This is a genomic window from Thiobacillus denitrificans DSM 12475 (assembly GCF_000376425.1).
Taxonomy (GTDB): Bacteria; Pseudomonadota; Gammaproteobacteria; order Burkholderiales; family Thiobacillaceae; genus Thiobacillus; species Thiobacillus denitrificans.
The window spans coordinates 50,834-72,100 of sequence record NZ_AQWL01000006.1; the positions used below are offsets into that span (position 1 = coordinate 50,834).

Genomic DNA, 21,267 nt, shown 5'->3' on the forward strand with positions numbered 1-21,267 from the left:
TGCCGAAAACTCATCGCATGGCCGATTAATTCAATAACTACGCGGAGATACTCATGGCACACCTGCAAGCTGTACACACCACGCTGCAACCCCAACAAAACGCATACACGCAGCTCACCACGTATTTCGATCCGCACAGCCAGGTCGCCTGGGGGTATATGCACGCGGAACCACGTCCTTGTTTTACGCCAACCTTGCTGAGTGAACTGCTGGCCTGGGGCAACGGCATGATCGGGATGATCGATGATCACGCGCAGATGGACGTGAAATATTTCGTTCTCGCCTCGAAGGTGCCCGACACCTTCAGCCTGGGAGGCGACCTGAGCCTCTTCATGCGGCATATCGAGGCGCGTGATCGCGATGCGCTGCTTCATTACGCCATTTCCTGCATCGACTGTTCCTATGCGGTGCACAGCCACCTGAACCGGCCCAATGTAACGAGCATCGCCCTGGTTCAGGGGCAGGCGCTCGGCGGTGGATTCGAAAGCGCACTGGCGGCCAATGTGTTGATCGCCGAACGCGGCGCCAGAATGGGGCTGCCGGAAATCCTCTTCAATCTGTTCCCGGGGATGGGCGCGATGACTTTTCTGGGGCGTCGTGTAGGGCATCACCAGGCCGAGAAAATCATCCGTAGCGGCAAGCTCTATCTGGCTGAGGAGCTGTACGAAATGGGTGTGGTGGATGTGCTGGCGGAGCCGGGCGAGGGGGAGGGTGCGGTTTGCGACTATATCCGGCGCGAGGAGAAATCCCGCAACGGGATCCTCGCCTTGCGCGCCGCGCGCGAAGTCAGCCAGCCCGCGCCATACGATGAGCTGGTCCACATCACCGAAATCTGGGTGGATGCTGCCCTGCGTCTGGAAGCAAAGGATTTGCGGATGATGGAGCGGCTGGTCAGCCGACAAACCAGCAAGACCGGAACGGTTGCTGCAGCGGAGCCGTCACAGGCTTTCGGCGCGTAATTTCCGGTCCAGATAGGCCATCAGGGCGGTTTGCGCCTCGTTGAGCGCAAGCCGCACGTCGTCCAGCTTTTGGCGCGTGCACGCGTCGCCCATCTCATAGGGTTTGATGCGCTCGGCTTCGGTGCAAAGCTGTGCCAGCCGGCTGGCTCCGACATCGCTGGCGCCGCCTTTCAGCATGTGCAGCTGGTCGTGCCATTGGCCATAGTCCTGACTGGCCAGGGCGCGCTCGATATCGCGCAGTGAACGTTCGCTGTCCTCCTCGAAACTGGTGAGCAGATCCCGCACAAAATCATGCCCGCCCAGTTGGGCGAGATCGTCCAGTACCGATTCATCCAGCTCTTCCCGCTGCTGCGCGCGGGGCGGGGCGGCGGCAGGGGCTTGCACCTGCTGGCTGGCCAGCCGGGCAATGAGATCCACGAGTTCGCGGCTGTTGACCGGCTTGGTGAGGAAGCTGTCCGCCCCCGCTGCCTCGCAGGCATCCTGTGCCTCGGCGCGCGCGTCGGCGGTGAGCATGATGATGGGCAGATGCCCCTTTTCCATGAAGCGCCAGCGTTGCACTACTTGTGATCTCTCAATAGGTTGTTCACTCGGGACTTACCCGGAGAATTGGGGCTGCGAAACCAAACCAATGACCCGGAGCCCCGAATGAACAGCCATAAAAATGCCCGATTAACGCCGCGCGGTCGAGCCCTGTTGGTCGAACGCATCCTGGAGCACGGCCTGCGTCCCGAAGAAGCCGCGCAGTCTGCGGGCGTGAGTGTGCGCACCGCCTACAAATGGCTGCGCCGTTTCCGCGAAGAAGGCGCGAATGGGCTCGTCGATCGCAGCTCTCGCCCGCATCACTGTCCGCAGGCGCTTCCCGAAGCCACTCAGGCAAGCATCGTCGCTGCGCGTACCGAACGCCAGACGTATCGCCAGATCAGCCAGAGCCTGAACGTCGGCCACAGCAGCGTCGGACGCGTGCTGGTTCGTCAAGGTTTGAACCGGCTCGCCAGCCTGGAGCCTGCGCCGCCGGTTCAGCGCTACGAACACGACGCGCCCGGCGAGATGCTGCACCTCGACATCAAGAAACTCGGGCGTTTCGAGCGCCCCGGCCACCGGGTGACGGCGGATCGGACGGTGCATTCGCGCGGCGCGGGCTGGGAGTACGTGCATATCGCCATCGACGACCATACGCGCCTCGCCACGGCCAGCGTGCTGCCGGACGAAACCGCCCGGAGCGCTTGCCGGGCCTTGCTGGACGCCGTCCGGTATTACCGCCGTCTGGGCATCCGCTTTGTGCGGGTGCTGACCGACAACGGTGTGGCGTATCGCTCGCGCAAGTTCGGGCGGCTGTGCCGCCGTCTCGGCATCCGGCACAAGTTCACGAAACCGTATACGCCGCGTACCAACGGCAAGGCGGAGCGCTTCATTCAGACGGCGTTGCGTGAGTGGGCGTATGCGCGTTGCTACGAGTCCTCGGCCCAGCGAACGGAACAATTACCGGGATGGCTGCATCGCTACAACTGGCATCGACCCCACGCCAGTCTGGGATACTTGCCTCCCGTCAGCCGCTTGAATTCGCTGAATAACCTGGTGGGGTTACACAACTACTTCGGGCCCCGACAGCTGCGGCATGTGCATGTCGATAATGGCCAGATGGTAAGTGTGATCGCCGGATTCGAGCATGCTCAGGGCTTCCTCGCCGTCGTGCGCCAGATAAGCCTCGTGCCCGGCGTGCTCCAGGAGGCCGCGAATCACCCGCTGGTTGACCGGATTGTCTTCCGCCACCAGGATGCGCAGCGGGGCTGTCTGCCCGGTCTGGGCCTGGAAGCGGTTGGCCAGCGATACCACGTTGTGCGGCATGTCATGGCTGACGGCCGCGTGAATGGCATTGAACAAAAGCGTCGTATTGACCGGCGTCCGCAGCACCGACGCGTAGCCGTCACGCATCAACTGCGTGTCGCGTGTCAGAGCCATGCCGGCATCGGACTCGATCAGGATGACCGGCAACGCAGCCAGGCCGGGATCGTCGCGCAGCAGGTGCAGGAAGGCGCCCGGGTCGCCCGGCAGCACACCGCGTTCCACCACCACCGCGCCCAGCGGTGTGCCGCCCGACAGGTAGGCGGACAATTCGGCGGCAAGCCGGGCGGTGTTGTCCACCGTCACGGTTTCGGCACCCCAGTTGCGGATCATCGTCTGGATGCGGGCGCTCAGTTCGCCGCCCGCCAGAATCGCCACCCGCATAGGCGTGTCGAATTGTTCCGTGGCTACGACGGGCTGGGCGGCTTGCAATGCGAATGGCAGCTCGAACCAGAATGTCGTGCCTTCCCCTTCGCGGCTGTGCAGGCCGATGTGCCCATCCAGCGCTTCCACCAGCTGTTTGGCAATGGTGGTGCCCAGCCCGCTGCCGCCGAAGCGGCGGGTGACGGAGGGATCGGCCTGGGTAAAGCTGTCGAATATGCGTGCCTGCGCGGCTTCCGGAATGCCGATGCCGGTATCGACGATCTCGAAGCGCAGGCGTTGCGGGTGGCCTTGCCCGGCCGGGCGGATGTAGACGTCGACCCGGCCGTGTTCGGTGAACTTGATGGCATTGCCGATCAGGTTGATGAGGATCTGGCGCAGGTGGCGCGCATCGCCATGTAGCTGAAACGGCGTCTGCGGCGCAATGTGCGCCCCCAGCACGAGCCCCTTGCGCTGCGCCAGGGTTTCCAGCATCACGACCGTGCCGTTGACCAGGCGGTGCAGGTCGAAGTCCTCTTCCGTCGTGGCAAGGCGGCCGGTTTCGATGCGCGAAATGTCGAGCACGTTGTCGATCAGCTCCAGCAGGGTGTGGGCCGATGCGCGGATGATCTGGGCAAATTCCTTTTGTTCCTTGTCGAGCTTCGTTTCCGCCAGCAGATCGGCAACGCCAATGACGCCGTTGAGCGGCGTGCGGAGTTCATGGCTCATGTTGGCGAGGAAGCTCGATTTGGCCTGGTTGGCCACCTTTTCCCGCCTGACGGCACCGTGCAGCTGCCTCAGCAGGCTGGACGTGTAAAGCGGGACGACGATGAGCATCAGCCACATGCCCCACCAGAGTGGCGTATGTGCGTGCCAGAAGGGATTGAACTGGTAAACCACGATGAATCCGGCCGCGGACGCCAGCATCGAAACCAGCAGATACGGTACGCCATAGCGGAAACCGTTGCCCAGCGTGACCCAAAGGTAGATGGCGACGATGGGCGCCCCGGTTTCGTTCGAGATGGCCAGCATGTAGGTGGCGACGGTGAAGTCGTGCAGCATGCCGGTGCCGCGACGGATCACGGAGACGCCCGGATCGACGACCGTGCCGATCAGCAGTGCAAGGGAAACCAGCGTGAAGCTCAGTCCAAGAAAATGGACTTGCTCGGACAGGGTGGCGCCGTGTCCCGGGCCGCCAAGCGAGAAATACAGATAGAAGCCGGCAACAATGCACAGGCGGATCAATGCCTGCTGAAACTCGGTGTCCGGGCGTGCCTGAACCCGCCTTTGCAAGCGTTCGACAAAAGCGGGGCGGGAGAGCAGGTTCAACACAGGCAGAGATTCAGCCGGGCGCGTCGCCCAGATCGCGCATGATGGCCGCTACGGCATCGATGCGCAACTCGAAGGCGCGCACGCAAGCAGGATCGAAGTGTCTGCCGCTTTCCGACTGGATGTAGTTCAGCGCGTCCTGGAACGACCAGGCGCGCTTGTAGGGGCGGTCGGACGTGAGCGCGTCGAATACGTCGGCCACCGCCACGATGCGCGCTGGCAGCGGGATGTCCTCGCCGGCCAGACCTTGCGGGTAACCGCTGCCGTCGAATTTTTCGTGGTGGCCGAGTGCGATCACCGCGCCCATCTGCAGATAGCGCGACGGACTGCCGTCGAGAATCTCGTGCCCGATCAGCGGGTGGCGGCGCATGATTTTCTGCTCCTCCGGGGTATGCCGGCCGGGTTTGAGCAGAACCAGATCGGGGATGCCGATCTTGCCGATGTCGTGCATCGGCGCGGCGGCTTCGATCTCATCGCATTCCATTGCGGAGAGATTGAGTTTCTCGGCGATCAGACGGGCGTACTTCGACATGCGGATGATGTGATTGCCGGTTTCCTGGTCGCGATATTCGCCTGCCTTGGCCAGCTTCATCAGGGTTTCGCGTTCGCGCGTGCGCACTTCGCGGGTAGCCTGCATCACCTGCTCTTCCAGCCATAGTGCGCGGTCGTTCACCATTTTCTGGCTGCGCCGCAGTGCCAGCAGGTTGAGGCAGCGGGCACGGCATTCCTGCGGGTCGATCGGCCGGGTGAGGAAATCGGTCGCGCCGTTTTCCAGCGCCTGATAGCGGACCTGACGGTCTTCCACCACGGTGACGATGAGAATCGGTATCTCAGCCAGGTGACGTTCGGCGCGGACCCGGCGGGTGAATTCGATGCCGTCCATGCCGGGCATGCGGTAGTCGGTGATGATGAGATCCGGTGTCGCAAGGTGCATCCGCACCAGTGCATCCTGTGGATCGGCAAAGCTTTCCACGATGACACCCGGCTCCAGCGTGCGTGCCAGGCCTTCCAGCAGGCTGCGGGCGGTGCTGCGATCGTCGACGATCATCACGCGCGCCCCGCTGCGCGGGCGTGTGTCGCGTGCCGGACCAGGCGGCCCGAAGGAAGGCACAATACGCAGCTGCTTGGCAGTCACTGTCTTTAACTCTGAAATGGTTGATAAAACTGCAATTTCGTTGAATTATCGGGCAAGTCGAATATGAACTTTAACGTCCAGGAGTGGAGAGATGAAGAAAAACCTGTTGCTGGGTCTGATGGCCGGGCTGGCGGCGCTGTTTTCCTTGGCGGTTTCTGCCGAGCCGGCGGCGGATTATGCACGCGAGAAGAAATGGGCGGATGAGGTGGTGCCCGGACTGGTGGTGGGCGATCCGGTTTATCTGCAAACCCCGCGCGGGCATCACAAATTCCTTGCGCTGTTCACGCCGGTGGCCGACACCCACAAGGCAGTGGTGGTCGTCCATGGCATGGGTATTCATCCCGACTGGGGCATGGTCGGTACACTGCGCACCGAACTGGCGGACCGCGGGTTCACCACCTTGTCGATCCAGATGCCGGTGCTGGCGGCCGATGCCAAGGGTGAGGCCTATACGCCGACCTTCCCCGAAGCGGCCGAGCGCATCGCCGAGGCGGTCGAATTTCTCAAGGCCAAGGGCTACACCCAGCTGGCCATTGTTTCCCATAGCATGGGCTCGCGCATGAGCCGGGTATTCCTGGCCGGGAAACTGGATCCGGCGGTGAAATCGTGGGCCAGCCTGGGCATTTCGGTGGACGACTATGCCGCGCTGAAACTGCCGATTCTGGATTTGTACGGCGACAACGATCTGCCGGCGGTGCTGGCGAATGCGGGCAAGCGCAAGCAAAGCCTGGCTGCGTCTGCTTCGAAGCAGACGGTGATTGCCCGTGCCGACCATTTCTTCACCGGGCACGAAGCCGAGATGGTGGCCGCCGTAGCCGGCTTCCTTGACGCGACGCTGGAATAGCCCGGGCAGTGAGCCGTCGTGCGTGAGGCCCGGTGTTGCAGCCCGGCAAAAAGCCCCGCCAGGAGCGGGGCTTTTTGCCGGGCAAGGAAGCTGCACAGAACTTATACCGCTTCCAGCTTGCGCATGCCGGCGGGCAGCAGCTTGAGGTCGACCAGCGCAGTGACGAAGGACTTGAGGAACGTGGCATCGGCCTCATACACCATCTTGTAGTACTGCACCTTCATGGTGACGGCGCTGCCGAACACGATGGCGACGAAGGTGAAGATGGAGCCCAGCGCCAGGGTGGAGAAGCCGGTAATCCCCTGGCCGATGGTACAGCCCATCGCCAGCACGCCGCCGAAGCCCATCAGGATCGCCCCGATGAAATGGTTGATGAAGTCGCGGCCGGAGGCGAACCACTCGATGCGGAAGCTGCGCGAGATCAGCGCCCACAGCAGGGAGCCGGCGATCACGCCCGCCAGCGCCATGATGCCGAAGGTGAGCAGGGTGCGGTCGAAGCCGCCCGCCACGTAGCCGAGGGTTTGCCCCATCGGGTTGATGAAGGTGAAAGACTGCGAAGCGAGCGGGCCGGCGGCGGCGGGCCGGACCGCATCGGCCGGCGCATACAGATCCCAGTCCTGCACGTAGGCTTGCAGCGCCATCATTTCGCCGTCGGCGTTGACCGTGATGTTACTGGTGACATACCAGGCGGCGAGCACCGCGAGGCCGACCACGAGGCCACCGAGGAGGTTGTCGAAACTGGTGCGGAATTCGGCCGACTTGAACGCCCAGACCAGCAGCAGGCCGCCGATGACGCCACCCGCCACCATGCGGCCGGTGGCGGCGTTGTCGCCGAACAGCATCGCACCGAGATCCTGGTTGGTGGTCAGTGCGACTGCGGTCGGATTGGTCCAGGAATAGAACAGGGTGGAATACAGGGTCTTGTCGCTGCCAGGGAAGGGGTTGATCATGAAATAGGCAATCACGGCGATGACCAGCAGCACCATGACCGACTTGATGTTGCCGCCGCCGATGCGGATCAGGGTCTTGTTGCCGCAGCCCGAGGCAAGCGTCATGCCGATGCCGAACAGGACGCCGCCGAGCACGTTCTCCAGCCAGACGAAATTGGTCTGGCGGTAGGGCGGGAAGGTGCTGGTGACGTTGACCAGGCCGGCGGCTTCCAGGCCCGTCACGCCGAGTACGCCGACCGCGATGGCCAGTATCCAGGCACGCATACGGCCGGTGTCGCCCATGTTGACCCAGTCGGAGACGGCGCCCATGGTGCAGAAGCCGGTTTTGTTGACGACGGCGCCCATGATCAGGGCGATCCCAAAGGTCGACCACAGGAAAAATGATTGAGCGCTTGCAAAATCTTCGTAGATCATGACTCTATCTCTTGTGCGGAACAGGGGAAGCGGCGTGTGCCGCGCGCCCGGATGAAAGAGGGTACGCGAGCTGCCTAGTCCTGAATGGTAATGCCATGCGAACGCCGGGAACAGGTCCATTCCTACTGTTGTGCGTAGGCCGGTTTGTCTGCAGGAGGGGGCTTTACCCCAGCAGCCGCGTCATCGCCTCGCGGTATTTCGCGCTGGTCTTGTCGACGATCTCGGCCGGCAACGCCGGTCCCGGTGCCTGCTTGTTCCAGCCGCTGGCCACCAGCCAGTCGCGCACGAACTGCTTGTCGAAACTGGGCGGATTGCTGCCGGGCCGGTACTGATCGGCCGGCCAGAAGCGCGACGAATCGGGGGTCAGCGCCTCGTCGATCCACACCAGCCGGCCCTCTTCATCCTGGCCGAACTCGAACTTGGTGTCGGCGATGATGATGCCGCGTGTAAGCGCATATTCCGCCGCAGCCTTATACAGCGCAAGGCTGACGTCGCGCACCTGGGCGGCCAGATCGGCGCCGATCAGCGTGGCCATCTGGTCAAAACTGATGTTCTCGTCGTGCGCGCCGAGTGCCGCCTTGGTCGACGGCGTGAAGATCGGTTGCGGCAGGCGGTCGGCCTGCCTGAGACCGGCAGGCAGGGCGATGCCGCACACCGACTGACTGGACTGGTATTCCTTCCAGCCCGAACCCGCCAGATAACCGCGCACAATCGCTTCCACCGGCAGTGCCTTCAGCTTTTTCACCACGATGGCGCGGCCGGCTACTTGGTCGCGTTCGTTTTCCGCGACGACCGATTCCGGTGCGATACCAAGCGCCTGGCTCGGCACGATGGATTTCAGGCGGTCGAACCAGAAGGCCGATACCCGGGTCAGCACCTCGCCCTTGCCGGGGATGGGAACGGGCATCACCACGTCGAACGCCGACAGGCGGTCGGTGGTGACGATCAGGAGCGCGTCGTCGCCGACGGCGTAGATGTCGCGTACCTTGCCGCGGTGCACCAGCGGCAGCGAGGTGATGCGCGATTCGAGCAGGGGTTGGCCGAGGGGCGATGCGGACATGGTGGGCGTTGCGGAATCGGAAGAGCCGGCATTATAGCTGTCGCGATAGAATGTGCTGGCGAGGTAGGCGTCGCGCAGTTCGCGCAGCGCCACCAGCAGCACGCCTGCCAGCGGCACCGCCAGCAGCACGCCGACGAAGCCGAACAACTGGCCGAACGCAGCCAGCGCGAAGATCACCGCCACCGGATGCAGGCCGACACGCTCGCCGACCAGGCGCGGGGTGACGACATAGCTTTCCAGCGCTTGACCGGCCAGATAAATACCCGCCACCCAGGCTACCCCGATCCAGTCGGCAAACTGCAGCAAGGCCACCAGCAGCGCCAGGATCATGCCGAGGCCGAAACCGAGAAAGGGCACGAAGGACAGCACGCCGGTGAGGATGCCGATCGGTAGCGCGTAATCCAGTCCCGCTACCCACAGCGCCAGCGTGTAATACAGGGAAAGGGTGGCCATCACCGCCATCTGCCCGCGCAGGAACTCGCCGACCACCGCGTCCATGTCACGTGCCACGCGGCCGACGCCAGCCATCCAGGCGCGCGGCGTAAGCGTGGCGACGCGTGCCACCATCACGTCCCAGTCCTTCAGCAGATAGAACATCACTACCGGGATCAGCAGCAGGTTGGCCAGCACGCCGACGACGGCGAGTGCGCCGGTCTGCAGGGTGGGCAGCCAGGCGGCGCCGGTCTGCGCGGCTTTCTCGGTGAGCCAGGTTTTCAGCGCGTCCAGATTGGGGTCGATGGTAATGCCGAAAGTCTGCGCAAGCCACGGCAGAAAACGGGTCTGCAAGAGATCGAGTGCGCGTGGAACGCGCTGCGACAATTCCGCGAACTGCCCCTGGAACAGCGGCAGCGCCACCAGCAGCAGCGCGAGCAGCAGCAGCCCTGCGAGCACGATGACGATCACGGTGCCGGCCGCGCGTGGAATGCGGCGCGCCTCCAGCCGGTCGACCAGCGGATCGAAGATGTAGGCGAGCAGGGCGCCTGCCAGAAACGGCGTGAGGATGGGGCCGAGCAGGTAGATCAGTCCGCCCGTGACGAGCAGGAAGGCAAGGGCAAGCCAGGGAATGTTGAGCGGGCGGATCGCGTTCATAGGCGGTAAAATAGCGCACTTTTTGCTTCTGGAGCCGGGCGTGTCATCCATTTCCTACAAAGATGCTGGCGTCGATATCGACGCCGGCGATGCGCTGGTCGAACGCATCAAGCCGCTGGCCAAACGCACCATGCGCCCCGAAGTGCTGGCCGGCATCGGCGGCTTCGGCGCGCTGATCGAGATATCCAAGAAATACCGGGAACCGGTGCTGGTGTCCGGTACCGACGGCGTCGGCACCAAACTCAAACTGGCGTTCGAACTGAACCGCCACGACAGCGTCGGCATCGACCTCGTCGCGATGAGCGTCAACGACATCCTGGTGCAGGGCGCCGAGCCGCTGTTTTTCCTCGACTACTTCGCCTGCGGCAAGCTCACGCTGGACACCGCCGAAGCGGTGATCGCCGGCATTGCGAAGGGCTGCGAGCAGGCCGGCTGCGCGCTGATCGGCGGCGAGACCGCCGAAATGCCCGGCATGTATGCCGAGGGTGAATACGACCTCGCCGGCTTTGCCGTCGGCGTGGTGGAAAAATCCAGGCTCATCGGCGGCCAGTCCATCGTGCCGGGCGACGTGGTGCTCGGGTTGGCGTCTTCCGGCGCGCATTCCAACGGCTATTCGCTGATCCGCAAGCTGATCGACGTGTCCGGCATCGGCCTCAAGTCCGATTTCCACGGCCGTCCGTTTGCCGACGCCGTGATGGAGCCGACGCGGATCTACGTCAAGCCGCTCTTGGCGCTGCTGGAGAAGCTGCCGGTCAAGGGCATGGCGCACATCACCGGCGGCGGCATCACCGGCAATCTGCCGCGCTGCCTGCCGGAGGGCGTGGCAGCCCGGATCGATCAGGCCGCGTGGACGCGTCCGCCGCTGTTCGACTGGCTGCAGCAGGCCGGCAACGTCGCGCCGGATGAAATGCTGCGCACCTTCAACTGCGGCATCGGCCTGTGCGTCGTCGCCGCCGCCGCGGACGCCGCCGCCGCGATGGCGCACCTGCAGGCGAGCGGTGAAACCGTATGGCAGGTCGGCGAAATCGTCGCGCGTCCCGATGGCGCGGAGCAGGTGCTTTATCTGTGACCTGCCGCGTCGTCGTGCTGCTGTCGGGGCGCGGCAGCAATTTACAGGCGATCGCCGAAGCGCAGCTGCCAATTGATATCGTCGCCGTCATCGGCAACCGCCCGCAGGCGGCAGGACTGGCCTACGCACATGAGCACGGCCTGACCACCGTCGTGCTCGACCACATCGCGCATCCCGATCGCGCCGCTTTCGACGTCCTGCTGGCCGACGAAGTCGCGCGCCACCAGCCCGACCTGGTGGTGCTGGCGGGCTACATGCGCATCCTCAGTTCGGCCTTCATCGCGCGTTTCGAAGGCCGCCTGCTGAATATCCACCCCTCGCTGCTGCCCGCTTTCCCGGGATTGAAGACGCACGAACGCGCCCTGGCGGAAGGCGTGAAAATCCACGGCTGCACCGTGCACTTCGTTACCGCCGAGCTGGATCACGGCCCCATCGTCATCCAGGCCGCGGTGCCGGTGCGGGCGGACGATACGGCCGATGCCCTCGCCACGCGGGTCCTGGAACAGGAACACCGCATCTACCCGCAGGCGATCCGCTGGTTTGCCGAGGGCCGCCTGCTCAATCAGCATGGCCGGGTAAACTTGATGGACGATCCGGCGTCACAGTCTGTGTTTCCCCACGGAGTGTGAGCATGTTCAAACATCTGTTACTGGCATCCGGTTTCATGATCGCGGCGACGGCCCAGGCCGCGCCCAGGGACCCCGATCCACCGCGGGCTGAAGCCCGTGTGGAGTCGTATGCGCCGCCGACGCAAATGAACCTGGTGTACGACTTCTACCGCAACGGCCACAAGCTCGGCCAGGTGATCGATACCTTTACCCGCAACGGCAGCCGCTACATGCTAAGCAGCGAAACCCGCGCCAACGGCCCGCTGAAAATGCTGTGGCCGGGCAGCATCCGCCTCGAAAGCAGCGGCGTGGTGACGCCGCAGGGACTGCGGCCGACACGTTTCCAGTATGCCCGCAGCGATGCGCCGCACAAGCTGGCGAGTGCACGCCTCGACTGGAAACAACGCAGCATTGCCTGGCAATACAAGGGCGAGTCATGGCAGATGAAAGGCCTGAAGAACGGGACACAGGATCAGCTGTCGCAGCTCTACCAGTTCATGTTCGCCCCCAGCCTGCCCGCCGACTATGCCCTGCAGGTGGTAAGTCGGCGCGATCTGGACGACTACCATTACACGCGCAGCGATGGCGGTGCCATCGTGACGCCGCTGGGGACGCTGGCCACCCAGCAATACCAGCGCGTCGAACAGAAGCCGGGCGAGAAAGCCATCACCGTATGGGTTGCGCCGGCGCGTCAGAACCTGCCGGTGCAGATCCGGGTATTCGATGACGGCGCCACGCTCGAACAGCGCCTGGTGAGCGCCAGCATCAAAGGCTGATGCCGATGGGGCGCAGGCTACGCCCCTGGTGGCTGGCCCTGGCGGCTTCGCTGCTACTGCACGGCACCTTGATCGGCGCTTTGGGTTGGCGGCTGCCGCAGTGGCAGCCGCCTGCCGAACCGCCCCCGTTCGAAGCGCGGCTGCTTGCCAAACCGCCCACCGTCGTGACGGCCGCCGCGCTCTTGCCGGCTCCACCGGCCGCCTCCCGGGCGCCGCCGGCCCGCGCCGCGCCGCCGCCTGAATTGCCTGCCGAAGCAGAAACCGAAGCAGAAACCGAAGTGGAAACCGAAGTGGAAACCGAGGCGGCCGCAGCTGCGGCCGTTGCGGCGACCGATTTGAACAATGCGCCCGCAGGGCGCCTCGACGAAGCCCCCGTCATCGCAGCAGCGCCGGTCGAAGCACCGCCGCCGACACTGAACCCGTTGCCGCCGCGTCTCGACCTGCACTTTCGGGTGCATTACGGTGTGGCGGCGGGCGAGCAGACGCTACTCTGGGTGAACCAGGGTGAGCACTACACGCTGACCAGTGTGGCGGCGGCCAGCGGTCTCGCCGGTGTGTTTTACCGCGGCCGCTTCGTGCAGACCAGCCGTGGCCGCATCACGCCGCATGGCTTGCAGCCGGAGGAATTCTGGGACCAGCGTGGCGACAAGCGCAGCCGCGCGCGCTTCGATGCGGCCAACAACAGCCTCACGCTGATCCCGGCGAAGGGGGCGCCACGCCATTTCGCCTATCAGGGCGATGTGCAGGATGCGCTCAGCCTGTTTTTCCAGCTGGCGCTGACCGCACCGCCGCCGGACGGGCAGCTGACCTATACGGTGTTCAACGGCAAGAGGCTGCGCGATTACCGTTACGAGGTGCGCGGCGAAGAAATCCTGCAGACCGCGCTGGGTGAATTGCGCACCCTGCATCTTGCACGGGTGGCCGACGACGATGGCCGCTTCGAGGCATGGCTGGCGATCGACCGGCATTACCTGCCGGTACGCGTGCTGCGCAGCGACGAGAAGGGCAGCACGGTGGAACTCAGGGTGAAATCGATTGCGCCCTGAAAGCTACTGCGGCAGGCCGTCTATCTGTGCGCCTGCCGCGATGCCGCGCCGCCGGAATTCCCCTTGCGGCACTTCCAGCGCATAGCGCGCATCCGTGTCGGGACAATGCAGGGTGTCGCTATGCGGCTGCATATCGGCGAGCGTGACGATGCGGCCGCGGGCGTCGGCAAATGCAATCGACAGTGGCAGCGGGGTGTTGCGCATCCAGAAGCAATGCCGGGCCGCTTGCCCGAACACGAACAGCATGCCGCCGTCGGCGGGGAGCTGCGTGCGGCCCATCAGGCCGCGTTCGCGCTGCTGCGGCGTGGCCGCGACTTCAACCTGGAAAACATGCGGGCCGATGCGTAGCGGCAGCGATGCGTCGTTCGCGGCGGCGCCGCATGAAACGAGCAATGCAAGCGCGCTGTAACGGCCGGCCCTGAGCCATGCGCTATAAGGCATCGCGCAGCCGTTCGGCCAGTTGCAGCGCGGCGGCCGGATCGGCATCGAGCACGTTGAAATGCCCCATCTTGCGGCCCGGACGCGCGGCTTGCTTGCCATACAGATGCAGCTTGATGGCCGGGTGCGCCAGCAGCGTGTCCCAGCGCGGGCCGTCGTTGCGCCAGCGGTCGCCGAGCAGGTTGACCATCACCACCGGCGACAGCAGGCGGGTGTCGCCCAGCGGCAGGCCGCACAGCGCGCGCACCTGCTGCTCGAACTGGTCGGTGACGCAGGCGTCGAGCGTGTAGTGGCCGGAGTTGTGCGGGCGCGGGGCGATTTCGTTGACCATCAGGCGGCCCCCGGCGACGAAGAATTCGACTGCCATCACGCCGACGTAGCCGAGCCGGTCGGCCACCGCGCGTGCCGTGTCGCGCGCCTGCGCGGCGAGGCTGTCGGGCACGCGGGCGGGAACGATGGAGACGTCGAGAATGCCATTGTCGTGGCGATTTTCGGCGACCGGAAACAGCGCGCACTCGCCGGCATCGTCGCGCGCCAGCACCACCGATACCTCGCGCTCCAGTTCGACGAAACCTTCCAGCACGCAGGGCTGGCCGCCGAATTCGCGGAACGCAGCGCGGGCTTCCTCAAGCGTGCCGACCCGCGCCTGGCCCTTGCCGTCGTAGCCGAAGCGCGACACTTTCAGCAGCGCCGGCGTGCCGGTGTCCGCCAGCGCGGCGTCGAGGTCGCCTTCGCTGTAGACCAGCGCGAACGGCGCGGTGGCGAAGCCGTTGTCGGCGAGCCAGGATTTTTCGTGGCTGCGGTCCTGCACGATCGCCACCGCGGCGGCGCCTGGCGACACCCGGCAATGGCTGGCCAGTTCGATCAGGCTTGCCGCCGGGACGTTCTCGAATTCGGTGGTCACGGCGGCGCAGGCGGTGCCGAGCTGCTTCAGCGCGGCGTGGTCGGCGTAATCCGCCTGCAGGTGCACATCGGCCATCTGCCCGGCGGGGCTGGCGCCATCGGGGTCGAGCACCATGACCCGGTAACCCATGGTGCGCGCGGCGATGGTGAACATGCGGCCGAGCTGGCCGCCGCCGAGGATGCCCAGGGTGGCACCGGGCAGGATGGGCAGCGGCCTAGTCGACATCGGGCAGTTCCATTGCCAGCACCGAATCCGCCTGGCCGCGGCGGAAGTCGTTGAGTTGGTCGGCGAGCCCGTTGTCGTAGCGCGCGATCAGGGCGGCGGCGAACAGCGCGGCGTTGGCGGCGCCAGCCTCGCCGATGGCGAAGGTGGCGACCGGGATGCCCTTCGGCATCTGCACGATGGAGAGCAGCGAATCCAGGCCCTTGAGGTATTTCGACGGTACCGGCACGCCGAGCACCGGCACAATGGTTTTCGACGCGATCATGCCGGGCAGGTGGGCGGCGCCACCGGCACCGGCGATGATCGCCTTGATGCCACGTGCCGCCGCAGTGGAAGCGTATTCGTACAGCAGATCCGGGGTGCGATGCGCGGACACCACCTTCGTTTCATGGTGGATGCCCAACTGCTTCAGCAGCATCGCCGCATGCTTCATCACCTCCCAATCGCTGGAAGACCCCATCACCACACCCACCTGAGGCGCGTTCATCATGCTGATTCCTGAATGCGAAAGCCGGCATTTTAGCGCGCAGACTCCCTACAATGGCGCGCGTACGATTTCGGAGACGACCATGCCCGCTTCCCTGCAGACCCTGACCCTGCTCACGCTGTCCAACGTGTTCATGACCTTCGCGTGGTACGCCCATCTGAAAGACATGAACAACCAGCCGTGGATCGTCGCGGCGTTCGCCAGCTGGGGCATCGCCCTGTTCGAGTACCTGCTGCAGGTGCCGGCCAACCGCATCGGCTTCACCGTGATGAGCCTGCCGCAGTTGAAGATCATGCAGGAAGTCATCGCGCTGTCGGTGTTCATTCCGTTCGCCGTGCTCTACATGAAGGTGGAGCTGAAGTGGGATTTCCTGTGGGCGGCGCTGTGCCTGATGGGCGCGATCTATTTCATGTTCCGCGAATCGGTGTAGATGCTGCGCCGCGCGCAGCCTGCGGCCTTGCTGCACGTGCACCATGGGGCGCCCAGACAAAACGCCCCGCACGGGGCGGGGCGTTTGATGCGGCGGCGGGGGGGGCCTCAGACGCAGCCGGTCGGCTTCGGGGTGCCGGCGTAGCGGCCGGCCTGCTTGGCGGGGCCGAACGGGAACAGGTCGAACAGGAATTTCTTGTCGCCCCATTCGTTGCCGAACTCTTCCTTCAGGCCCTTCTGCAGGAAGCGCAGGTTGGGCGCGGTGCCGTTCTGGGCGAACTGGTCACGCATGTAATGGATGATCTTCCAGTGGTTTTCGCCCAGCTCCAGCTTGTCTTCCTTGGCCAGTTCGACCGCCAGTTCCTCGGACCAGTCATCCAGATTGACCAGATAGCCTTCGGGGTCGGTTTCGACGATTTTTCCGTTGATTTCACGTTCCATGTTGCAGTCCTTGCGTCCAATAAAATTTGCGAGGCCACACAATAGAATAACCTAGTAAACTAGTCAACTAATTTCGATGGGCATGGCGCGGCTTACGCCGCCGCCGGTTTCCCGCCATGGGGCTCGTCGCGCGCCTGCCTGAGCCAGGCATAGTAGGCGTCGTACATCAGCATGCCGTGCTGCAACATGACGTGGTCGTCCGCGAACAGCGCCGAAAGGCCGAGCGATTGCGCCAGCAGGCCGGCGCATTGCGGCGCGAGATCAAGCCGCGCGGTGTCGGCGCCGCGCACGATGACGGCGAGCTGCTGCAAGGCCGGGTCGCGCAGATCGTGCAAACGCAAAAAGGCATCGAAGCTGCACAGCTCGCCGACATGGCCGTATTCCACGCCAGGGATGTCGTAGGGTGTCGCGCCGGTTTCTTGCGCGACTTTCAGCACCTCGGCGGCGGGTACGTAGAGAAATTCAGCGGCCGGATCGATGAAGCGCGCAATCAGCCAGGGGCAGGCGATGCGGTCGATCTTCGGGCGTTCGCGGGTGACCCATTTCATTTGGCAGCGACCTTGCCGCCCGCGGCCTTGTAGGCTTCGAAGCCGCCCTCGATGAAGCGTGCCTTGACGCCGGCAGCCTGCAGGCGGTCGACCACGCTGTTCGATACTGTGCCGCCTCGCACGCAGTAGATCACTACGTCGAGCGTGCGCGGGACGGCGCCGATCCAGGCGTCGATCTTGTCCGGGTTTTTCCACATCGCGCCGGGAATGGTCTCGCTGGACGCGGCATAGTCGCTTTCGCGCCGCACGTCGAACACCAGGGTGGTGTCGGGGTCCAGTTTGGCGGGTTTGATGGTGCGTGCCAGCTCCTCGCATTTATCGGTGGGATTGGAACAGCCGCAACGCTTCGGTGCCTGGATCTTGATCTCCATGTTGTCCTCACGAAAAGAGTGAATAAGCCAGCCCCAGGAGGGCGCATACGCCGATCACCTTCATGATGTCGGCCTGGTATTTCCACAGGGCGACAAATGCGGCAATCGCGACGATGACGGGGAACCATTCGAAGCTGCCGGCGAACGGCGCCGCTGCCGTGCCCTGCGGCCAGAAGGTGTGCCAGGCGAAGAATACCGCCAGATTGAGGATGACGCCCACTACCGCGGCGGTGATGCCGGTCAGCGGCGCAGTGAAGCGAAGTTCGCCGCGCGTGGCCTCGATCAACGGCGCGCCCGCCAGGATGAAAAAGAACGAGGGCAGAAAGGTGAAGAAAGTCGCCACCGCCGCGCCGGCGAAGCCGGCGACCAGCGGATTGGCGAACACCCCCTTGGCGACGCCACCGAGATAGCCGACCCAGGTGACGATCATGATCAGCGGTCCCGGCGTGGTTTCGCCGAGCGCCAGACCGTCCATCATCTGCGCGCCGGTAAGCCAGCCGTAGTGCTCCACCGCACCCTGGTAGACGTACGGTAGGACGGCGTAGGCGCCGCCGATGGTGAGGAAGGCTGCACGGGTGAAGAAGTCGCCCATGTGGGCGAGATCGGCGGCGCCGTAGAGCGCCAGCATCGCGCCCAGCCAGATCAGCACGAACGCGCCGCTGGTGGCCGCGAGCCGGCCCCAGCTGAAGCGTGCATGGGCGGGCGGCGGCGTGTCGTCGTCGATCAGCGCCGGGCCGTATTGGCGGTGGCCGGTGCCGTGCCCGCCGCCCGCCTTGAATTTGTGCGGCGCGAGCCGGCCGCCGACGGCGCCCAGAATCGCCGCCGCGAGCACGATCCACGGAAAGCCGATGTCGAACACGAAAATGCCGATGAAGGCGAGCGCCGCCATGCCCCACAGCACCTCGTTCTTCAGCGCGCGATAGCCGATGCGCCAGGCGGCGAACAGCACCACCGCCACCACCGCCGGCCGGATGCCGTAGAAAATGCCCTGCACCAGCGGCACGTCGCCCCATGCCAGATAGAGGGCGGCCAGCAGCGCCAGCAGCAGAAAACCGGGCAGGAAGAACAGCGTGCCCGCGATCACGCCGCCTTTCACGCCGTGCAACAGCCAGCTGATGTAGATCGCCAGTTGGGTCGCTTCGGGGCCGGGCAGCAGCATGCAGTAGTTGAGCGCATGCAGGTAGCGGTGCTCGGAAATCCAGCGGCGTTTTTCCACCAGTTCCTGATGCATCAGCGCGATCTGCCCGGCGGGGCCGCCGAAGCTGATGAAGCCGAGCTTGAGCCAGTATTTGAAGGATTCGCGCAGGGTGACGGGCGCGGGGGCGGCGATAGGGGCGGTGTCCAAGAGAAATGCTCCAAGTCGAAGGATTAAAGCCAGACTTGGACGGGACACCGTCTTGCGGATGGGATTGCACCCTGGCGCCGGGGGCTGGTGCCCCGGCAGGTGCAATTCTAATACCGGGTGGGGCGGTCAGCCAAGCGAATCCGGCCCCAGCACGAAATCCTTGAACGCCTGTGCCACCGGTGACAGCCGTTTGTCGGCGCGATGGACGATGTACCAGTGGCGCATGATGGGAAAGCCCTCGACCGCGAGCACGGCTAGCCGCTTCAGCGTCCGTTCCATCTCTAGCGTCTGCAGCGACAGGATGCCGAGGCCCAGCCCGGCCTGGACCGCCTGCTTGATCGCTTCGTTGCTGCTCATTTCCATGCTGCTGCGGATTTCCAGCCCGCGGGCGGCGAAGAAGCGTTCCATGGCGCCGCGGGTGCCGGAGCCGGCTTCGCGCACCAGGAAGGGCTCGGACGCCAGGTCGCGGACGGCGATCCGCTTTTTGCGGACCAGCGAGTGGCCGGGCGGAGCGATCACCACCAGCGGGTTGTCCATGAAGCGGGTGGCTTCCAGGTCCAGTCCATCCGGCACCTGGCCCATGATGGCCAGATCGATGCGGTTCGCGGCCAGTTGCCCCAGTACCGACTCGCGGTTGGATACGTCCAGATGGATCGCTACCCTGGGGTGCTCGCCGCGAAAGCGGGCGAGGATGCCGGTGGCGACGGCACTCACGGTTGTGGTCACGGCGATGTTGAGCTGGCCGCTGTCCATGCTGCGCAGCTGCGCCAGGTTGGCCTGCAGATCGTCCAGGCGCGCGGTGATGGCCTGGCTGGCGTGCAGCACTTCGCGCCCGGCCTCGGTGAGAAAGATTTTTTTCCCCAGCTGCTCGGTGAGCGGCATGCCGAGAATGACTTCGATTCCCCGCATCTGCATGGAGACGGCAGGCTGCGACAGGTGCAATTCCTCGGCTGCCCGCGAAAACGACAGGCGGCGGGCAACGGCTTCGAATACCCGGAACTGGCGAAGCGTCAATCGGCGCATTATTTATGTATAAGGTTAATGATATGGTTTTTATCATAACAACTGAATTTTAATTATATAAGCCCCTGCGTATAGTCCGTCCCTGTCGTGATCAGGGAAAAGCGCCTGATGCTTTGTTTATCTACCGCAGGAGTCATGCAATGGATCAATCCGCACGTTATGCCGACCTCTCCCTGAAAGAGGAAGATCTGATCAAGGGTGGCAAGCACATCCTCGTCGCCTACAAGATGAAGCCCAAGGCCGGCCACGGCTACCTCGAAGCCGCCGCGCACTTTGCCGCCGAGTCCTCCACCGGCACCAACGTCGAAGTGTCGACCACCGATGAATTCACCAAGGGCGTCGACGCGCTGGTGTACTACATCGACGAAGCCACCGAAGACATGCGGATTGCGTATCCGCTCGACCTGTTCGACCGCAACGTCACCGACGGCCGCATGATGATCGTCTCCTTCCTGACGCTGGTGATCGGCAACAACCAGGGCATGGGCGACATCGAACATGCCAAGATCCACGATTTCTACGTGCCCGAGCGCGCCATCCAGCTGTTCGACGGCCCCGCCAAGGATATTTCCGACCTGTGGCGCATCCTCGGTCGCCCGGTCCAGAACGGCGGCTACATCGCCGGCACCATCATCAAGCCGAAGCTGGGCCTGCGCCCCGAGCCCTTCGCCCATGCGGCCTACCAGTTCTGGCTGGGCGGCGACTTCATCAAGAACGACGAACCCCAGGGCAACCAGGTGTTCTCGCCGCTGAAGAAAACCATTCCGCTGGTGTATGACGCGATGAAGCGCGCCCAGGACGAAACCGGCCAGCCCAAGCTGTTCTCGATGAACATCACCGCCGACGATCATTTCGAAATGTGTGCCCGCGCCGATTTCGCGCTGGAAACCTTCGGCCCCGACGCCGACAAGCTGGCCTTCCTGGTCGACGGTTTCGTCGGCGGCCCCGGCATGATCACCACTGCCCGCCGTCAGTATCCCGGCCAGTATCTGCACTACCACCGCGCCGGCCACGGCATGATCACCTCGCCGTCCGCCAAGCGCGGCTACACCGCGTTCGTGCTGGCCAAGATCTCGCGTCTGCAGGGCGCGTCGGGCATCCACGTCGGCACCATGGGCTACGGCAAGATGGAAGGCGACAACACCGACAAGCTGATCGCCTACATGATCGAGCGCGACGAGTGCCAGGGCCCGGTCTATTTCCAGAAGTGGTACGGCATGAAGCCCACCACCCCGATCATTTCCGGCGGCATGAACGCGCTGCGTCTGCCCGGCTTCTTCGAGAACCTGGGCCACGGCAACGTCATCAACACCTCCGGCGGCGGTTCCTACGGCCACATCGACAGCCCGGCCGCCGGCGCGATCTCGCTGCGCCAGTCGTACGAATGCTGGAAGGCCGGCGCCGACCCGATCGAGTTCGCCAAGAGCCACAAGGAATTCGCCCGCGCCTTCGAGTCCTTCCCGGGCGACGCCGACAAGCTGTTCCCGGGCTGGCGCGAGAAGCTGGGCGTGCACAAATAAGCATGCGGGGATGAATCCTCATCCCTGCGGGTTGGGTTCGAAGCGGTCTCCTAGCCGT

General features: G+C 64.4%; 21 protein-coding genes and 2 pseudogenes. 9 read left to right on the top strand and 14 right to left on the bottom strand.

Features of this window, described 5'->3' with window-relative positions:
• The first annotated feature begins 53 nt into the window (after window positions 1–53).
• Window positions 54–959, top strand: a complete 906-nt coding sequence (locus B059_RS0111055; protein WP_018078317.1) for a crotonase/enoyl-CoA hydratase family protein — start codon at window positions 54–56, stop codon at window positions 957–959.
• On the opposite strand, the gene B059_RS0111060 is transcribed toward B059_RS0111055, so the two are convergent.
• Window positions 939–1,517 carry an Hpt domain-containing protein gene (locus tag B059_RS0111060; protein ID WP_245538784.1) on the bottom strand — a complete coding sequence of 193 codons (579 nt, stop codon included), beginning with the start codon at window positions 1,515–1,517 and terminating at the stop codon, window positions 939–941. The genes B059_RS0111055 and B059_RS0111060 overlap by 21 nt on opposite strands.
• 87 nt (window positions 1,518–1,604) lie before the next feature.
• On the opposite strand from B059_RS0111060, the pseudogene B059_RS20360 reads away from it, so the two are divergent.
• A pseudogene (locus tag B059_RS20360) lies at window positions 1,605–2,549 on the top strand (IS481 family transposase); the annotation flags it as partial.
• Here B059_RS20360 and B059_RS0111070 read toward each other — a convergent pair.
• Window positions 2,541–4,493, bottom strand: coding sequence for an ATP-binding protein (locus B059_RS0111070; RefSeq protein ID WP_018078320.1), 1,953 nt, complete (start codon window positions 4,491–4,493; stop codon window positions 2,541–2,543). The pseudogene B059_RS20360 and the gene B059_RS0111070 overlap by 9 nt on opposite strands.
• A 10-nt stretch (window positions 4,494–4,503) precedes the next feature.
• On the bottom strand, window positions 4,504–5,538 hold the full coding sequence (locus B059_RS0111075) for an HD-GYP domain-containing protein (RefSeq protein ID WP_051068511.1): 1,035 nt from the start codon (window positions 5,536–5,538) through the stop codon (window positions 4,504–4,506).
• Between the two features lie 178 nt (window positions 5,539–5,716).
• Here B059_RS0111075 and B059_RS0111080 point away from each other — a divergent pair, with 178 nt between their 5' ends.
• Entirely contained in the window at window positions 5,717–6,469 is a 753-nt protein-coding gene (locus B059_RS0111080) for an alpha/beta hydrolase (RefSeq protein ID WP_018078322.1), read from the top strand.
• Between the two features lie 101 nt (window positions 6,470–6,570).
• On the opposite strand, the gene B059_RS0111085 is transcribed toward B059_RS0111080, so the two are convergent.
• The 3 genes and pseudogenes from B059_RS0111085 to B059_RS21455 form a co-directional block, all read right to left on the bottom strand.
• Window positions 6,571–7,833, bottom strand: a complete 1,263-nt coding sequence (locus tag B059_RS0111085) for a YeeE/YedE family protein (RefSeq protein ID WP_018078323.1) — start codon at window positions 7,831–7,833, stop codon at window positions 6,571–6,573.
• Window positions 7,834–7,996: 163 nt separating this feature from the next.
• Window positions 7,997–8,893 carry a phosphoribosylaminoimidazolesuccinocarboxamide synthase gene (locus B059_RS21450; RefSeq protein WP_038058640.1) on the bottom strand — a complete coding sequence of 299 codons (897 nt, stop codon included), beginning with the start codon at window positions 8,891–8,893 and terminating at the stop codon, window positions 7,997–7,999.
• Window positions 8,894–8,980: 87 nt separating this feature from the next.
• A pseudogene (locus B059_RS21455) lies at window positions 8,981–10,033 on the bottom strand (AI-2E family transporter); the annotation flags it as partial.
• Here B059_RS21455 and purM point away from each other — a divergent pair.
• Genes purM through B059_RS0111110 form a run of 4 tightly spaced genes read left to right on the top strand, consistent with a single transcriptional unit; the run spans window position 10,023 to window position 13,481 of the window.
• Window positions 10,023–11,051 carry a phosphoribosylformylglycinamidine cyclo-ligase gene (gene purM / locus B059_RS0111095; RefSeq protein ID WP_211206902.1) on the top strand — a complete coding sequence of 343 codons (1,029 nt, stop codon included), beginning with the start codon at window positions 10,023–10,025 and terminating at the stop codon, window positions 11,049–11,051. The pseudogene B059_RS21455 and the gene purM sit on opposite strands and share 11 nt — an antisense overlap.
• Window positions 11,048–11,680 carry a phosphoribosylglycinamide formyltransferase gene (purN, locus tag B059_RS0111100; protein ID WP_018078326.1) on the top strand — a complete coding sequence of 211 codons (633 nt, stop codon included), beginning with the start codon at window positions 11,048–11,050 and terminating at the stop codon, window positions 11,678–11,680. The genes purM and purN overlap by 4 nt, the downstream gene beginning before the upstream one ends.
• A gap of 2 nt (window positions 11,681–11,682) precedes the next feature.
• Window positions 11,683–12,435: a DUF3108 domain-containing protein gene (locus tag B059_RS0111105; protein WP_018078327.1), complete on the top strand. Its 753-nt coding sequence runs from the start codon at window positions 11,683–11,685 to the stop codon at window positions 12,433–12,435.
• Window positions 12,436–12,440: 5 nt separating this feature from the next.
• Window positions 12,441–13,481 carry a DUF3108 domain-containing protein gene (locus B059_RS0111110; RefSeq protein ID WP_157273680.1) on the top strand — a complete coding sequence of 347 codons (1,041 nt, stop codon included), beginning with the start codon at window positions 12,441–12,443 and terminating at the stop codon, window positions 13,479–13,481.
• 3 nt (window positions 13,482–13,484) lie between these two features.
• Here the strand turns inward: B059_RS0111110 and B059_RS0111115 are convergent, their stop codons facing one another.
• From B059_RS0111115 to purE, 3 genes are read right to left on the bottom strand one after another with little or no spacing between them, the layout of a single operon-like run.
• Window positions 13,485–13,922, bottom strand: coding sequence for a DUF192 domain-containing protein (locus B059_RS0111115; RefSeq protein WP_026177465.1), 438 nt, complete (start codon window positions 13,920–13,922; stop codon window positions 13,485–13,487).
• Window positions 13,912–15,048, bottom strand: coding sequence for a 5-(carboxyamino)imidazole ribonucleotide synthase (locus B059_RS0111120; RefSeq protein WP_018078330.1), 1,137 nt, complete (start codon window positions 15,046–15,048; stop codon window positions 13,912–13,914). Before B059_RS0111120 ends, B059_RS0111115 begins: the two co-directional genes overlap by 11 nt.
• Window positions 15,038–15,535, bottom strand: a complete 498-nt coding sequence (purE, locus tag B059_RS0111125; RefSeq protein WP_018078331.1) for a 5-(carboxyamino)imidazole ribonucleotide mutase — start codon at window positions 15,533–15,535, stop codon at window positions 15,038–15,040. Before purE ends, B059_RS0111120 begins: the two co-directional genes overlap by 11 nt.
• A 79-nt stretch (window positions 15,536–15,614) precedes the next feature.
• On the opposite strand from purE, the gene B059_RS0111130 reads away from it, so the two are divergent.
• The gene (locus B059_RS0111130; protein WP_026177466.1) at window positions 15,615–15,962 is read left to right on the top strand and encodes a DMT family protein; all 348 of its coding nucleotides are present in this window, start codon (window positions 15,615–15,617) and stop codon (window positions 15,960–15,962) included.
• A 107-nt stretch (window positions 15,963–16,069) separates the two neighbouring features.
• On the opposite strand, the gene B059_RS0111135 is transcribed toward B059_RS0111130, so the two are convergent.
• From B059_RS0111135 to B059_RS0111155, 5 genes are all read right to left on the bottom strand, one after another.
• Complete coding sequence (locus tag B059_RS0111135; RefSeq protein WP_018078333.1) at window positions 16,070–16,402, bottom strand: TusE/DsrC/DsvC family sulfur relay protein; 333 nt, start codon at window positions 16,400–16,402, stop codon at window positions 16,070–16,072.
• A gap of 92 nt (window positions 16,403–16,494) precedes the next feature.
• Window positions 16,495–16,950 (bottom strand): chromate resistance protein ChrB domain-containing protein, encoded by a 456-nt coding sequence (locus B059_RS0111140; RefSeq protein WP_018078334.1) that lies wholly within the window; start codon window positions 16,948–16,950, stop codon window positions 16,495–16,497.
• The gene (locus B059_RS0111145; RefSeq protein ID WP_018078335.1) at window positions 16,947–17,321 is read right to left on the bottom strand and encodes a rhodanese-like domain-containing protein; all 375 of its coding nucleotides are present in this window, start codon (window positions 17,319–17,321) and stop codon (window positions 16,947–16,949) included. Before B059_RS0111145 ends, B059_RS0111140 begins: the two co-directional genes overlap by 4 nt.
• A 7-nt stretch (window positions 17,322–17,328) precedes the next feature.
• On the bottom strand, window positions 17,329–18,666 hold the full coding sequence (gene chrA / locus B059_RS0111150; RefSeq protein WP_018078336.1) for a chromate efflux transporter: 1,338 nt from the start codon (window positions 18,664–18,666) through the stop codon (window positions 17,329–17,331).
• Window positions 18,667–18,792: 126 nt separating this feature from the next.
• The gene (locus tag B059_RS0111155; RefSeq protein WP_026177467.1) at window positions 18,793–19,689 is read right to left on the bottom strand and encodes a LysR family transcriptional regulator; all 897 of its coding nucleotides are present in this window, start codon (window positions 19,687–19,689) and stop codon (window positions 18,793–18,795) included.
• Between the two features lie 140 nt (window positions 19,690–19,829).
• Here B059_RS0111155 and B059_RS0111160 point away from each other — a divergent pair, with 140 nt between their 5' ends.
• Window positions 19,830–21,209: a ribulose-bisphosphate carboxylase gene (locus B059_RS0111160; RefSeq protein WP_018078338.1), complete on the top strand. Its 1,380-nt coding sequence runs from the start codon at window positions 19,830–19,832 to the stop codon at window positions 21,207–21,209.
• Window positions 21,210–21,267 lie beyond the last annotated feature (58 nt).